The sequence below is a fragment of the Cytobacillus spartinae genome (genome assembly GCF_042865285.1).
GTDB classification, from domain to species: domain Bacteria; phylum Bacillota; class Bacilli; order Bacillales; family Cytobacillaceae; genus Robertmurraya_A; species Robertmurraya_A spartinae.
Genome location: NZ_JBIACK010000021.1, coordinates 23,956 through 38,246, shown reverse-complemented (window position 1 = coordinate 38,246; position 14,291 = coordinate 23,956). Strand labels below are relative to the sequence as shown.

Annotated in this window: 14 protein-coding genes; all 14 read left to right on the top strand. The window is 34.9% G+C overall.

The features are described 5' to 3' along the window. The first annotated feature begins 3 nt into the window (after positions 1–3). The 14 genes from ACFYKX_RS25495 (at position 4) to ACFYKX_RS25430 (ending at position 14,279) form a co-directional block, all read left to right on the top strand. Complete coding sequence (locus ACFYKX_RS25495) at positions 4–918, top strand: hypothetical protein (protein ID WP_389364872.1); 915 nt, start codon at positions 4–6, stop codon at positions 916–918. Between the two features lie 14 nt (positions 919–932). After that, on the top strand, positions 933–1,061 hold the full coding sequence (locus ACFYKX_RS25490) for a hypothetical protein (RefSeq protein WP_389364870.1): 129 nt from the start codon (positions 933–935) through the stop codon (positions 1,059–1,061). Between the two features lie 170 nt (positions 1,062–1,231). Continuing rightward, positions 1,232–1,393 carry a hypothetical protein gene (locus tag ACFYKX_RS25485; protein WP_389364868.1) on the top strand — a complete coding sequence of 54 codons (162 nt, stop codon included), beginning with the start codon at positions 1,232–1,234 and terminating at the stop codon, positions 1,391–1,393. Between the two features lie 14 nt (positions 1,394–1,407). Continuing rightward, positions 1,408–1,557, top strand: coding sequence for a hypothetical protein (locus tag ACFYKX_RS25480; protein WP_389364867.1), 150 nt, complete (start codon positions 1,408–1,410; stop codon positions 1,555–1,557). Between the two features lie 130 nt (positions 1,558–1,687). Continuing rightward, the gene (locus ACFYKX_RS25475; protein ID WP_389364865.1) at positions 1,688–1,867 is read left to right on the top strand and encodes a hypothetical protein; all 180 of its coding nucleotides are present in this window, start codon (positions 1,688–1,690) and stop codon (positions 1,865–1,867) included. Between the two features lie 9 nt (positions 1,868–1,876). After that, complete coding sequence (locus ACFYKX_RS25470; RefSeq protein ID WP_389364863.1) at positions 1,877–2,257, top strand: hypothetical protein; 381 nt, start codon at positions 1,877–1,879, stop codon at positions 2,255–2,257. A 17-nt stretch (positions 2,258–2,274) separates the two neighbouring features. Then, positions 2,275–2,769: a peptidase M23 gene (locus ACFYKX_RS25465; protein WP_389364861.1), complete on the top strand. Its 495-nt coding sequence runs from the start codon at positions 2,275–2,277 to the stop codon at positions 2,767–2,769. Positions 2,770–3,026: 257 nt separating this feature from the next. Further along, positions 3,027–3,377, top strand: a complete 351-nt coding sequence (locus tag ACFYKX_RS25460; protein WP_389364859.1) for a hypothetical protein — start codon at positions 3,027–3,029, stop codon at positions 3,375–3,377. 212 nt (positions 3,378–3,589) lie between these two features. Then, a complete protein-coding gene (locus ACFYKX_RS25455) occupies positions 3,590–4,426 on the top strand; it encodes a hypothetical protein (protein WP_389364857.1) in 837 nt (278 codons plus the stop codon). Further along, the gene (locus ACFYKX_RS25450; protein WP_389364856.1) at positions 4,419–11,705 is read left to right on the top strand and encodes an Ig-like domain-containing protein; all 7,287 of its coding nucleotides are present in this window, start codon (positions 4,419–4,421) and stop codon (positions 11,703–11,705) included. Before ACFYKX_RS25455 ends, ACFYKX_RS25450 begins: the two co-directional genes overlap by 8 nt. A 186-nt stretch (positions 11,706–11,891) precedes the next feature. Next, the gene (locus tag ACFYKX_RS25445; RefSeq protein WP_389364854.1) at positions 11,892–12,149 is read left to right on the top strand and encodes a hypothetical protein; all 258 of its coding nucleotides are present in this window, start codon (positions 11,892–11,894) and stop codon (positions 12,147–12,149) included. Between the two features lie 780 nt (positions 12,150–12,929). Beyond that, positions 12,930–13,385: a JAB domain-containing protein gene (locus ACFYKX_RS25440; protein ID WP_389364852.1), complete on the top strand. Its 456-nt coding sequence runs from the start codon at positions 12,930–12,932 to the stop codon at positions 13,383–13,385. 138 nt (positions 13,386–13,523) lie between these two features. Further along, the gene (locus tag ACFYKX_RS25435; protein ID WP_389364850.1) at positions 13,524–13,667 is read left to right on the top strand and encodes a hypothetical protein; all 144 of its coding nucleotides are present in this window, start codon (positions 13,524–13,526) and stop codon (positions 13,665–13,667) included. A gap of 333 nt (positions 13,668–14,000) precedes the next feature. Then, positions 14,001–14,279: a hypothetical protein gene (locus ACFYKX_RS25430; RefSeq protein ID WP_389364848.1), complete on the top strand. Its 279-nt coding sequence runs from the start codon at positions 14,001–14,003 to the stop codon at positions 14,277–14,279. The last annotated feature ends 12 nt before the right edge of the window (positions 14,280–14,291 follow it).

The following is a 14,291-nucleotide window of genomic DNA, read 5'->3' as shown; positions in this document are numbered from 1 at the left end:
GTGATGACAATTTCGGATTCCATATTTTTATTTAAAATTCTTCCAGCATTAGTAAAGGTGTTTGCGGTATTAGGTGCCATATTTGCAGGCTACCTAGTGTATTCGGGACTCTCTAGTCGAATCGAGAAACAACATATACGTCTGCGCCTCAAGGGAGCTTTACAAGAAAAGAATTTACAATATCGAGATAAGGTAGCTAAAGGGAATGTCGAAATACTCTTTAAGGAAGCAGGAAATCCTTTAGGGATTAACGGGATTAGGTGGGAAATTTTTAAATGGGCTTTAATGATCTTAGTATCTTCCAACTACATATTTATTCCCTATTTAATGAAAGGTGATTTTTCTTCTTTCTATATTTTGATCATTCTAGGAGGAATGATATTACTTAGTCCAACCTTTCCTTATTCTCTTACTCGATTTATTTTAAACCGTGTTATTGAGTATAGAAAAGCCAAGAGAAATTCTGAGTTGTTTTCACTGTATGACATGCTCATATCAGAACTTCAAATGATGAACTCCACGAGGGTTAATGCTTATTCTTTACTAAGAACCTTAAAACCCTATTTTAAAGAGTTGGATGGTCCTCTTACACGATTATTAGCAAACTGGACAAAAGATGAAGGGCCAGAAATAGCCTTAGAACTCTTTGCTGACGAAATTGGAACAGGTGAGGCGAAAAGTTTATCCAATGTTCTGAAAAAATTTGATGAAAACACAAAAGATACCATCCTAAAGTCCTTAAAAGGAATGGAAGAGATGTTTATTACCAGTCAAATTGAAAATTACCGAAGAAAAAGGAAACTTTATGTAGATTTAGCTGGGCTTCCTATTCGAGCTGCACATGGACTTATTCTATTAAACTTCGTTCTAGTGATCATTGCGATGGTTGCATTCATCTTACAGGATGCTCGTTTGTAAAGGAGGTTTGAGATATGAAAGAAAGCTTAGTAACTTTTATGAAGTTAGCTGCGGTTGCTATTGTTATCTCTGCACTCCTATGGGGCAAACTGATGGGAGTCATGCATGACATAGCTGATAAAATTGCCGTTATTATGTCCTAATGAAGTTGATTTGAAATAACTTGGTTAAGGAGGTTCCTTATGGATGAACCCTTAGTACCTTTTATAAAAATTGCTAGTTGTGTGATTGTTGTTTCTGATTTCATTTTCCATGTTGTATCTATGTCCTAATGAAGTTGAAATTTAAAATAACTTAATTAAGGAGGTACCTTATGAGAGAATCCTTAGCAACTTTTATGAAAATTGCTAGTTGTGTGATTGCTGTTTCTGCTTTCATTTTCTATGTTAGTTATAAGCTTTTAGAAGATGAGAGCGATAAATACATTACACATTTAGAAGACTCCGAAACGGAAATCCTAAGAAACTTGCCATAGAAGGAGTGAGTTAATTGTCAGAAACACTTGCTACCTATATGAAAATAGCTATGACAATGGTAGTGTTATCTGCATTTGTCATAGGAATGTGCTACCAAGCTCTTAAAACAACCAATGAGGAACACCACGATAAAGTAGACAAATATCAAATACAAACAAAATAGGGGGGAACTGAATAATGGTATGGATGATACAAGCTAGAGGGATTCCTTAGTAAATAAACCGTTTCTTAACATGAATCCATTTAGAAACTATAAAACTACCATTTTTTCAAATTGAGAGGGGAAAAAATCTATGAATAAGAGTTTAGCTACTTTTATGGGAATTGCTGCTACTGTAATTGTTATTTCTGCACTTGTTTTCTATGTGGCCTACGATATGGTGGACAAAGAAGTTACTGGTACAGGGGGTTATAAAACAACGATAGAAGGTGTAACCGTACCAACTACATCAGCACCACGTACTACAAGGTAATCTAAGAAGATGAGTACGGTTCTAGCAAAATGGATGACTCTCTTCTTATCTCTTACTATTATGTTTACCCCTATGTTTGTTTACTTAGATTCTCTACATAGGGAAGCTTTAGATCTTGTTTTACACCAAGGATTAAAAGAAGCGAGCATTCAAGGTTACTTTACACCAACTATCTTAAACGAGATGAAAGATACACTTAAAAATGATTACAAGTTTGATGAAACGTTAATAACCATTAATACAACGGACTCGACCCCTCAAGTTAGGGGTCAGTACATTGAAATTGAAATAAGTGTTCCTAGGGGACCGATCTTTATCTTTAATATATTTAATCAAGGACCATCTACTATTACAAGAAAAGCACAAATCATGAGTGAATATATCCTCTAAGGAAAGGGGGAAGTAAAATGGGTACAACACTTCGAGCATTTTTTTTATGTTTGGTGTGGGCAGGAATTCTTACTATGCAATTAAATTTTGATGCTGACTCAACAGCGACAAGAAGATTGAAGGATGCCCTGGAATTAGCTACGCATGACGCTGCATTGTATCTCAAAACTGATGAATTAGCAAATGGTAGGATCGTATTCGACCAAACTCTTGCCACGCAAACTCTAAAAAAAAGTTTGGAAATGAACTTGTCTCTCGATACTTCCCTAACACCTTTGAGTACATCTTTTTTTAAAGATGAAGGACAAATTAAGTTGTTGCTTGTGGAATTTGTAGATGATTCTAATACGTTAGCTTATCCGACTAATTATTTTAATTCAACTTATGAAATCATAGATACAATTGAAGGACCTGCCATTGTTGCAGTTTTAGAAACTACTGGACCTCGTTGGTTTGGTGGTACGAAAAAAACAATTAGACAGGCAGTAGTCTATGAGTATAAGCATTATTAATCCCACTTTCATTTTATATTCAATTATTTCATTCACTTGGTATTCAAGAGGTCTGTAGAGTTTATCTAGGGTCTCAAGGTAATCCCATCCGTTTTGTTATCCTCAATCAAATGCAACGTATTACGAGAAATCCAATTCAATTCAGCTAGTTAATTAGTGATAATAAAGTCATATAAAAACGATTTTATAAACCCTTGTTTTTTCATTGTTAAGATGCGTTTCTCAAAAATAAAGTTGTTTAAAAGGAGATAAGATAAATGTTTGTTAATTATAAATTAGAAGATATAAAACGTGGAAAGGTGAACTTAAATAAAGAAGTTCCACAAGAAGATGTAATTTTAATTGTTCAGTCGTTCGAAAGTGAATGTATTGATATTAGTAATTGGCATTTGATTGAAATTGCGAGAACTACAACGCACCGAGTATATGGCTTTGATAGTAAAGATAAAGAGTTGTTTTATATGCATATATCTAGTGCTGGGGAAGTCTTACCATGTTACTTTAAAAATCATGATGTAAATGGTTATAGTGCATTTGTGGCTAGTTCAATTAATGAATCAATAAAATTACATGAAAAATCATATGAACCTAAATTACTAACGCTATAGACTTTAATATACTTTTTAAACAACTATTTTATTTTTAAACAACTTTATTATTTCTACACACTAGTTTTGTTGATTTATATTTTTTAGATGTTTGAGTTCTTTAGCCTTTCAATTATCTACATTTAAATCTTGACTTGTATACATGTATACATTATAATAAAATTGTGCTATATAGTACATAAACTAAAGTAATTCTTTGGGAGGAATATAAAATGAAAAAGAGTTTAATCAGTATTAGTTTAGCATTTACTATTCTTGGGACTTCGTTTCTGCAACCACAAATGAAAGTTTCAGCATCCGCAACTACGCCTCTACCTGAAATTTTAGAGACAGAACCTGTTCGTGGAGGCCCAGGCGTTACAGGATTTTTGGTTGATGTAGGGGCAAGAAAAGGGACCTTAGTATTTAAAATTGAAAACGGTAGTCACGAGAATAAACAATGGGCAAATCATCTAATGGAAGAATATGCATTAGATTTTTATATAACCAAAGGTCCTGAAGAACCGGGGGCTGAAAAACAAATTGGGTCATTTAATAATTTCTTTAATGATGATACTCTTTTCTCTTTCGGAAAAGCCCCCACTGGAAAAGGAGATAACTATTTCATTGGTGGAGTGAATTATTTAGATAAAGTTTATGACGTTGATGGAGAATATTTTTTTTACTTAACTAATGCACAACCAGGTTACTTTAAATTAAAAGCCTATTTCTATCCTAATGTAAACGTGAAAGACAAAGTAATTAAAGAACTAGAACGCTATTTCCCATTGCTTGATATGATCCGTTGGGATAAAGCAGAATTAAAAGCTGGACAAATTGGAAGATTAACTATCCTTGAAAAAACAACCTTATGGAAAGAACAAGATGGGCAAGTAGTGAAGGTGCGTAATTTAAATCCAAAAGAGCAATACCGAATTTATAGCTACAGTTCTAAACATGGTGGTGAATACGGTGTAGGTGCAGGTCACTTTATTACAAAAGATCCAAAAGTGAAGTATGAATCGCCAAATAAATACAAAATGGAGTTGCTACGACATATTTATGAGTAGAAAAAAACGGAAAATTATAAGTTTTCTTCTCGTTTTAATTATTTCATTGCTAGCATTAATACCAACAAGCAGTACTCAAGCTGCACCTATGTCTTACTTGGGAGGTCCTGAATCAGCATTACATCCTCATGTAGACGGAGCTGATATCCTATGGGCAGGTCAATTAGATGGAGGAGTTTATCTTTTAAAGTCTGTTAATGATAATAGAGCAAATTGGCATTCGGCAAGAACGGCTAATCAACAGATTGCCGTGGGTTACGATAGTCCAACCGGTTTTACACCACCTTCAGGTTATCAAATTCATTCCATTTTAAGATATCCTGTATACGTACCAAGGCATTATCCAGTATCTATTGAAGATTGTCGGCTTGCAGACGGAGAAGGTCGTGCGGGTGCAGGTGAATGTCACCCTCATACTTTCCAAGATGAATTAGATGAAAATAAATGGGCACAACAAATAGCATTTGAAGATTGGAAATACCACAAGACTGAACAGTCTTGGTTAGGGCAAGAGGGTCCCTTTTATATCTTTAGAGCTGCACAAGTGAGACGTACTGGTGGGGACAACCTAGGGGGTCCTGGATCAACTATTGCTTATAAATACGATTTTAAGTACGAACCAATAAATACTCCCTCTTTACGAATTGATCCAACTACAGCTTCTATTAACGTAGGGGAAGAATATAGTTTCAAAGCTTACTATAAAGAAAATGGAGTAGAAACTGAGATTACAGGATCAACTTATTCTACTTGGACTGTATCTGATACATTAATTGGTAGTGTCGTAACAAAAGGAAGGATTAAAGGGAAAGCCAAAGGCTCAACTAAGGTTACAGTAACTTATAAAGGGTTATCAGCTGAGGCTACGTTATATGTTGGAGAAATACCACCACCCGAACCAGAGCCGGAACCTGAACCCGACCCAAACTTACCTCCTACAGTTACAATTAATGCACCAAGTGAGGTAAAGGCCGGAGATCCATTTTGTATTTCGGCAGCTGCAAGTGACCCTGATGGAACAATTGATGCTTATTATTGGTCAACGACTTTAGAGGGGACACTTACAGGCCCAAGTTCATGTGGAATGTACTCGTTAGAAGAGGGTACTGAATCCGTAGATGTTAGTGTAACAGACGATAAAGGAGCCTCAGCAAGTGATAGCAAGACTATACGTATTCTTCCACCTACACCAAGTGCAGACCTCTCAATAGGAGGAACATTAAAGGAAAATCGGGAAGTTACGCTTGCATCTACTAGCACTAGCCCTCAATATTTTCCTATCGTATGGGAGAAGGTATATTACATTATTGAACCATTAGAAGGGCAAATGATAGATCTGGTAAAGTCACAAGCTACTAATGTAACTGTTACTGGTAATCAATATAAGGTTACAGGAACTACAAACTTTAAATCTCTATTTAAAGTTAAAGGTCAATATAAAGTCACACATTATGTTGAAAATACAGCTGGATTATCTGATACCTACACCCGGACTATTACTATACAAGAAGATTTAAATCCAAATGCAGATTTTTCCACTGTTACAACTATCTATCGTGATAATACCGAGAACGAAAGAGCGATAGCGACTATTAAAGTTACAGATCAATCAACATCTTCAGATGATGTGATTGCTAAACGTTTATGGACCTATAGATATGATAGTGATAATGACGAAAGTTTTGATGATGAAACATTTAGTTCGATTGATAGCAATAATCTAACAGAGGTTTCATTTGATACTACTAAAGTAGGAAAGTATAAAATTGAACTTCTTGTCATTGAAGAATTTGGTCAACCAACTATTGATGAGTTTGTTACTGCTGATGACCGAAGACGAGACGATACTAACGATAAGGTGATAGCAGAGAAAGTTGTAGAGGTTAAGAATCTTGCACCTATAGCTGGGTTTGAGGTAGGCAAAAAGAAAACAGTAGATTTAAAGATAGCACTTGAAGATACAACATTGGATGTAAATACCGTTACTACCAAGATTAATAGTATATTAAAAGAAAAACTAAATTTAGAAAATATAGAATTGAAATTGAATGTTAGTAAGATTTCTTCAATTAAAGAGGAATTAATCGGTTATCCAGAAACATTTACTAAATATGGTTCTGATATTTACTTTAAAAATGGTGGGACATTACAAAAAATAACGTCGAGTAATCAAATAGTAAATGTATCATCATTTACCGGTGCATTTTTCCAATTTGCTCAAAATAAAATTTTTTATAGAGATCAATGGGATTCAAATGGTAACTATGGTTTATTTTCAATGCCGATAACAGGTGGAACGATAAGCAGATTAACAGGTATTGGCTATCTGACCAACGGTCCAATGCGGTATATTTCAGACGATCGTTACATGTTCTTTGACCAGAGAGCCTTCGATGAACATAATCTTTATATTTATGATGCCCAATATAATAATTTTACTGTCCCAAATAACTATCAATATAAAATGGCCACAAATACATATTTTTCAGTAAATGGGTATTTGTTCTATGGGGTTGGTGATAGTAGTGTTGGTTATCCTGATTTTAGAAGGGTTTCTATACAAAATTTTATCAACGGAAGCATGAATTTAAGCGAGACTGTTAGGACTAGTTTTTCTGTATCTGGTCATGATTATGTAAGAGGTAATCTATATCTTTACGGTAGAGGGAACAGCGAATCAGGACTATATAAATATGATTTCGTTTCAAACACCCTATCAAAATTACCTTTTGAATTAGTAACCAATTACGCAACTGTCTTTGGTAGTGGTAACGGAAAGTACTTATTTGTAAATGACAATTCTAATAAGAAACTCTATCGCTATGAAATTAGTACAAATAAGACCGATTTATTAATAGCAGATAGTACCAACATTAGACAGTGGCATCCCTCGTATGATGGGAATAGCATTTATTATCAAGATACTCTATTAGGCAAATTTATAAAACACGATTTTCCATCTGATACGCTTTCTAAAATAACAGGTTCATTTGGCGATGCTGATTTTAATGTTTTATCCGTAATTTCCAATTCAGCTATAAAAGAAATTGAGCAAAATGCTTCCAACCTTTTAAGTCAGATGAAAGATAGTTCAGTAAATTTTGCAGGATTAGGTACAGCTACAAATAAGCAACAAATAGATAGCTTTGTCATTCAAAATAATGGTAGTGGTCTATACCTCGATAACACGAATATTGATCTAGCTATTCAAAAACTTGCAGATCACATAATCGCTGAAGTGACTAAGAGAAAAACCATAGACCTTCAAGTAGCATTAGGAAATACTACTTATACAAAAGACCAAGTGGAAGCCAAACTAAATGAGCTGTTAAAACCTAAGCTACAAAACGAAAAAATTAAGTATAACTTAAATATTAAACCTGTAAACACGTTGGAATCATCATCGAACTGGACTAGATTTGCATCCAATTTCGGATTTCGCTATAACTCTGGTGTTAAAACTGGTATGAACGTTTGGTCAAACGATGGTGTTAATATTTTTCAGTCGAATTATTGGGAGAGTCAACAGATTCCATCTTTAGACTTTAATACTTATAGGTATAGGATTAGTTTTGGAGGTACCTTTAAAGAGATAAGTTCTATGGCTGGATATAACCATTATAGTTATATAGAACAATCAGGAATGCTGGATGTAGATTACTACAGAAAGCCGAAAGATGATTATCAAAATTGGGAAAATGTTAAAACCTTTCTAATTGATGATACAGCTACCAATCCTGTAAAAGTAAACTTTGATACAAGTAAATATGACTATAGGATGTATATACAATATGCATCGAGCATATATACATCTGTCAAAGAAATACACATGATGTATTCAACGAATGGTACCTCTTTCCAAAACTTATTTACTTTATACGGAGAATCGCCTTATATTAATGACCGGAATTCCTATCGCAATATCAACCTTAGTGGAGATATCTATTTTAAATATGGTTCAAAAATAGGCGGAGGAAACCCTATAATCTACATTGATAGACAACTTAAAGTTAAAGAGCCTAATTATGATGTACAATCTTCAGCAAACCCAAATTTCTATGTTTTAATCAACAATAGTATATTTGATGGACAGGATAAGCTAATTACTCAATTAACTAATGCTGAAGCAAGTTTAATCGGGATGGGGACACCTAGTAATGAAAGTCAATTCAATCAAGTAATTACTGGTGCTAATGGTGGTAAATATTTTGATAACAACAACCTAGATCTTGCAGTTCAACAAATGGCAGATTACATCATAGCTGAGACAAAGACTTCTAAACCACTGGTTGATTTACAGTTAATGGTAGGGAAAAGTAGTTCTTCTTTGGAGGAAGTTCAAGCGAACGTAAATAACATACTAAAGCCATTACTTAACGATAATCAAATAGATGCAACTATATCAGTGAAGCAAGCCTTAGAGCCTTATACAACAAATAGTGAGGTTTTAAAACAAAAATCTGTAGTGGCTACATTAGATGATGGAAGTATTTTAGTAAAAGACCATACAGGTTATAACGATGATCGCTCTCTATATTTTGGAATGAGGAAACCTGATGGAACTTATCAACTTGGTGCAAGAAGTCCAGTACTATTGAAAACGATGTACCCATCCTACACTTATTCTAAAATGTTGTATACAACTGATACTGGATATTCAACTTCTGCTCATTTCATTAATTTAAAGTCACTTACCGATGTAAATTTAGGAACGCGAATTACAGCTGCTAACGGTGAATATTTCTTTAAAAGTAGCAAAATGTCGTCTGACGGAAAACATTTTTATGCTATAGATGAAAGTTTAAGTAATTTGTGGAAAGTTGATGTTCAAACAGGAAACACTATTCAAGTCGCTAATACTCAGATGGTTAACTATTACACACTTTCACAAATATTACTTGTAACCCCAAACCGAGTTTATTTCGATGCTGTTTCATACTCAGGGACAAGAGTTGTTTATTCAATGGCTCACAATGGTTCAGGATTACGTGTAGAAAGTAATTTTCCTACTTTCCCGATTGCAAACATATCATATGATGGAAAATATATTTTAGCCAATTCACTATTCAATCCAAGTACTATTCATAGCATTAATGAGAGTGGTAGCCAATTGACAATAGGATTAGTCGCTACACTACAACATGCTGTAGATATTAGTAAAAACAATCCCAAGGATAATTACTTATATTATACAAATTGGACCAACGGAGGTACCTGGGGTGGGCCAACCAATGAAACAAAAGCAAGTCTATATCGAGTTAATTGGGATGGTACTGGATTAACTAGATTACTAGGACAAGGAACTCCATATATGGACTTCGACCTAAATGGAAGTACTATTGTTTATGGTACTAATGGTTATAACGGAACTCTCTATATGCAAAGTAGTGGTACACGGTTAAAAACAGATATTACTCCAAATTCAAAAAGAACTGTTTTTGCTTCACTTATTACGAATGAATCTATTACTAGTAGTGAACAAACAAATTTAATTAAGAGCTTACTTTTAACAGATGGATATTTTGCAGGATTAGGGACAGCTGTTGCAAAAACCTCTATAGATAATGTAATAGCGCAAAACATGAGTAGAGGAACCTTTATTGACAATACCAATTTAGCTACCTCGATGAATCAGTTAGGCACTTACATTATTAATACCATGAAAGAAAATCAAGGTAAGAATGAGATTTATTTAACACTGGAAGATGAAGCTCAATATTTTACTTACTATGAAGATGCAGAAAACGATCCTAAGTTTGCAGAACGTTGGAGATATAATCACAATCCAAGCGTATTTGAAAATAACATGGGACTAGCTTCCTTTAATCTTCAAAATTTGGGAACACCAGTAACAAAGTTTAGCAATGTAGGACGTTACCAAACGATTCATGCTGCTAGAGATAATCCTGTATGGTGGGATGATAATAAATTTGACCCTTACCGATTATGGTCTAAAGAAGTGGATAATTGGTACATCTATATTCACCGCAAACCAATTGCTGATTTTGGATTTACGATCAATGCTAGTACTGGTCAATATACGATTACTAACAAGGCTTATGATCTTGACAAGAGAAGTATTGATATTGGTTACGGTGGGGGAATAAAAGCTATGTCCTACCAGTGGAGAGAACAAGGTACGTTTACCTGGACAAATGGGTTACCTCCTAATCCACTCGCAAGAAAAGTATACGAGGTAAAACAAGAGGTAGAGGACTTCCAGAAGAAGAAAGCTTCGGTCATTAAATTATTGGATGCTACAGGGGTAAACAAACCACCAATTGCAGACTTTGACCCAATTCCGACTACAATCATTGCTGGTGAGACTGTTACCTTACAAAACAAATCTTATGATCCAAATGGAGATCCATTGAAATACAATTGGTATATCTCTACGGATAACAAGGCAACATGGACTGAGTTTTCACAACTAGAACATCCTACTAGACAGCTAAATGCTGTTGGGGATGTGTGGTTTAAGGTAAAAGCTACGGATCAACCATTTGGATTATCTGATGAATCAGAACCTAAATTGGTTAAAGTGCTGCCTGATAATCAGCCACCTACTGCTGGTTTTGAGGTAGACTCACCTAAATACATTGGTGATATCATTGAAATACGTTCAACTGCTACAGACCCTGATGGTGATACCTTGTCTTATGAATATAAACTAACAAAAGACGGAAGAACCTTAAATTATAAGACCGGAGACAGCCAAGTTGATACTAACGGGAATGTTCGACTACGATTTACGGACATACAGGATATTGGGGAATGGACGATAGTTCAAACTGTTTCAGATGGAAATACCACTGATACCTCCCCATCTAAAACGTTAGTTATCCAAGACCTTAGTATTACAGGAAACGTAGGGCATACTGCTAATTGGGAGGATATTCACCGAAACTTAGGAAACGCACCAAATGACTTCTACTCAGGGGAAACGTTTAAACTTTCCGCCGTAGTAGATCCGGTTCCGGTTGAACAAGTAAAAGTTACTTTCCAAGCGTTGTTAAAGGATGGGACAACATTAAATGAGTCTGTTTTACTAGCTAGTAACCCAACGACTCCTACACTTTATGAAGGAGATTACTTGAATCCTATTTTAATAGAACCAACAACTGCTATGGTAAATGGAGAGGTAATCTTCCATTTTGAGGTAACTTACTCAAATGGAGTCGTTAGTACAAGTGATATTAGAATTAAAAGAACAGATGATGTATCTATTAACATTATTGGAACAGTCTTAGAAGCTATGAAACTACACCAAAGATATTAAATAGTATTGATTTCTTATTCACTCTTCATAAGAGGCTTAAGGAACTTTCACACAGCTGAAAAGATTTTAATATGGTTATTGATGAGAACGCATATGACTCTCTAATTTCCATAGAAATTACTAAATAGAAGCAAGGTCTCCTTGCTTCTTTCTTATAATCACGCTTACTTGAAAGGAGTTAATCATTTGATATCACACCACTGTCCTATTTGTTACACAGGGGTTATGGAATTTATTGGGGAACAAGAATCCTTTGGTTCGGAATTAATTCTTGCTCACCGGATTGATGAAAAAGATATTGAAACCAAATCGGAACCTTCCATTTTGGTTCATCGATGTAGCCGTTGTAAAAATCTTTCCTTCACCTTAAATCAAGCATTTGAAGAGTCTCTTAAACATCATAAAAATTGTTATCATAAGGAAAAGCTTAAAATGTTAACATAAAAACCTTGAGGAATGGACTGTAGTTCGTTCCTTTTTGTTTTAAAATCCTTTTATTAGGGGCACAGCCATGTTGACACAGCTCATACCTGTCGCTTCCCTCTAAAATCCAAGCGATCAACAGAGCTGTAAGGCTGCACAAAACGCAACCTAACATCTTGTTTGTTCCATTGCATTTCTTAACGAGTGAACGAGTGCAAATTTCTATTAACCTTTAAACCTCTTAGAATAGATTGGAAGTAATAATAATACATAAATAATATGGAAGCCAGGCTAACCCCTGCCACGGGATATAAACCGAACGGGGAAGTCAAGGGTGTTCTCGAATTATGGCCAACGGGCTTCTAGGCTAAGTGTCGTTTATTTTTGTTTCGTCGTAAAGAAACACTCCTTACAAAACCAACTCCACTATAGCCAGAGTCCGTAGGGCAAATTCTGCGCTGCATTCCTTGACTACCCCTAATCCCCCCTCTTATACGCTTTGCGAAGGCACATCCAACCTAAACTCAAAAGCGAATAAGGAGATATGCCTTCCACTAACTAGTATGAGGGGGGAATACGGTTCAATCCCGATTAAGAACGCGAAGAGCCTCAAGCCAAGCCTACCTCAAAAGCGAATAAAACCGAAATACCAACACTTTTCCCCTTCTTTTAGTGATTGTTTCAAAGAAACTTTTTTTAAATAAAACTAGAGTATTTTACTAGAATCACTTGACTTGTATACATGTATACATTATAATTATAGTTGTAGAGAGGTTAAGAAAATTCTAGGAGGTCTTCAAAATGACATTAGAAAAAATTTATGAAATCACAGCTATTAAACAGGAAAAAAGAAAGACTACAAAAGGTTTTGACCCAGAGCGATTAGTGATACGTAGCCCAGAAGATGCTTACCATATTGCTAATAAATTCATCGGGGATTATGCAAGAGAGGTATTCTTAGTCTTATTACTAAATACTAAGAATAAAGTGATTGCAGCGCATATCGCACATATTGGCTCTTTAAATGCTAGTATCGTTTCTCCAAGAGAGGTTTTCCAATGCGCCATATTAAACAACGCTGCTTCAATTATCGTCTCACATCAGCATCCTTCAGGAGACCCCTTAGAATCGAGAGAAGACCTAGAAGTGACAAAGAGACTCGTTAAGAGTGGTGAGATATTAGGAATTCACGTTTTAGACCATATCATATGTGGGGATAATCGTTTTGTTTCTTTAAAGGAGAAGGGCCATATTTAAGGCCTTTTCTCACCTCCCAGCTTCCTTAATCGTCAGCTGGGAGAGTTTTTCTTGAAGATCCTTTCTAGTAGCTAAATATACTTGCATTCCCTTTAGTATACATGTATACTAAAGATATTAATTACGGAGGTGCTCACTATGTCTAATTTTTCAAAAGGGTACAATACAGAACAGTTAATAATGGAAAAAGAGATTATTCAGGCTCTTAGAAATTATGAAGCTGAGTATGGTACTGATGCCCTAAATGAGCTTATTGAAAAATCAAAAAATGAACAAGCATAAACTTCGAGCGTAAAGAGTATTAGATGTTTATTCTTTTTTAACTAATTAGTAGAGGGTGGCGTGGTATTAATAAAAAGTATTTGGTGGGATCATTGCTTTTTGTGGTTGTGTTTGCGTATTTCTATTTAAACGGCCATACAACTATTTATAAGGTTTTATTTTATCCCTTTATGTTTGGGATGAATATAGCCATATTCAGTAAGGTCTTAGAGTTAGAGAAATTTACACCAAGATGGACACTGGCTTGTTATTCAATGGTTTTCTTTACAGTTGCGCTTGTCTATAATTTTATGAAAGATTTTGTGTATTAAATTATTTACATGGGAGGTAGTTATGAACGAAAAACACATTGTTTTCTCAGAAAATAATGATAGAGCATATGGGAAAGAGAAGGATTTTAATAATGCAGATGAATTTGAAAAAACAGTCCAAGAGCAACATCCTGAGGAATTTTGTCTTATAGAGAATATTAGAATTGAAGCTTGTATTAGTACATTAGAAGGCATTAGTTCCGAAACTCTTATTCCTCTTTCTAATACGGATATCCAGATAGAGAATTATTTTGTCGCAGAAATTAGTGAAATCGGGATTGCCGGAGTTGAAAAACTGTAATTTCCATATGCG

What these genes read in the sequence shown, in the direction of transcription:
- ACFYKX_RS25495 (WP_389364872.1), top strand. Translation starts at nt 4, where the DNA reads ATGACAATTTCGGATTCCATATTTTTATTTAAAATTCTTCCAGCATTA.
- ACFYKX_RS25490 (WP_389364870.1), top strand. Translation starts at nt 933, where the DNA reads ATGAAAGAAAGCTTAGTAACTTTTATGAAGTTAGCTGCGGTTGCTATT.
- ACFYKX_RS25485 (WP_389364868.1), top strand. Translation starts at nt 1,232, where the DNA reads ATGAGAGAATCCTTAGCAACTTTTATGAAAATTGCTAGTTGTGTGATT.
- ACFYKX_RS25475 (WP_389364865.1), top strand. Translation starts at nt 1,688, where the DNA reads ATGAATAAGAGTTTAGCTACTTTTATGGGAATTGCTGCTACTGTAATT.
- ACFYKX_RS25470 (WP_389364863.1), top strand. Translation starts at nt 1,877, where the DNA reads ATGAGTACGGTTCTAGCAAAATGGATGACTCTCTTCTTATCTCTTACT.
- ACFYKX_RS25465 (WP_389364861.1), top strand. Translation starts at nt 2,275, where the DNA reads ATGGGTACAACACTTCGAGCATTTTTTTTATGTTTGGTGTGGGCAGGA.
- ACFYKX_RS25460 (WP_389364859.1), top strand. Translation starts at nt 3,027, where the DNA reads ATGTTTGTTAATTATAAATTAGAAGATATAAAACGTGGAAAGGTGAAC.
- ACFYKX_RS25455 (WP_389364857.1), top strand. Translation starts at nt 3,590, where the DNA reads ATGAAAAAGAGTTTAATCAGTATTAGTTTAGCATTTACTATTCTTGGG.
- ACFYKX_RS25450 (WP_389364856.1), top strand. Translation starts at nt 4,419, where the DNA reads ATGAGTAGAAAAAAACGGAAAATTATAAGTTTTCTTCTCGTTTTAATT.
- ACFYKX_RS25440 (WP_389364852.1), top strand. Translation starts at nt 12,930, where the DNA reads ATGACATTAGAAAAAATTTATGAAATCACAGCTATTAAACAGGAAAAA.
- ACFYKX_RS25435 (WP_389364850.1), top strand. Translation starts at nt 13,524, where the DNA reads ATGTCTAATTTTTCAAAAGGGTACAATACAGAACAGTTAATAATGGAA.
- ACFYKX_RS25430 (WP_389364848.1), top strand. Translation starts at nt 14,001, where the DNA reads ATGAACGAAAAACACATTGTTTTCTCAGAAAATAATGATAGAGCATAT.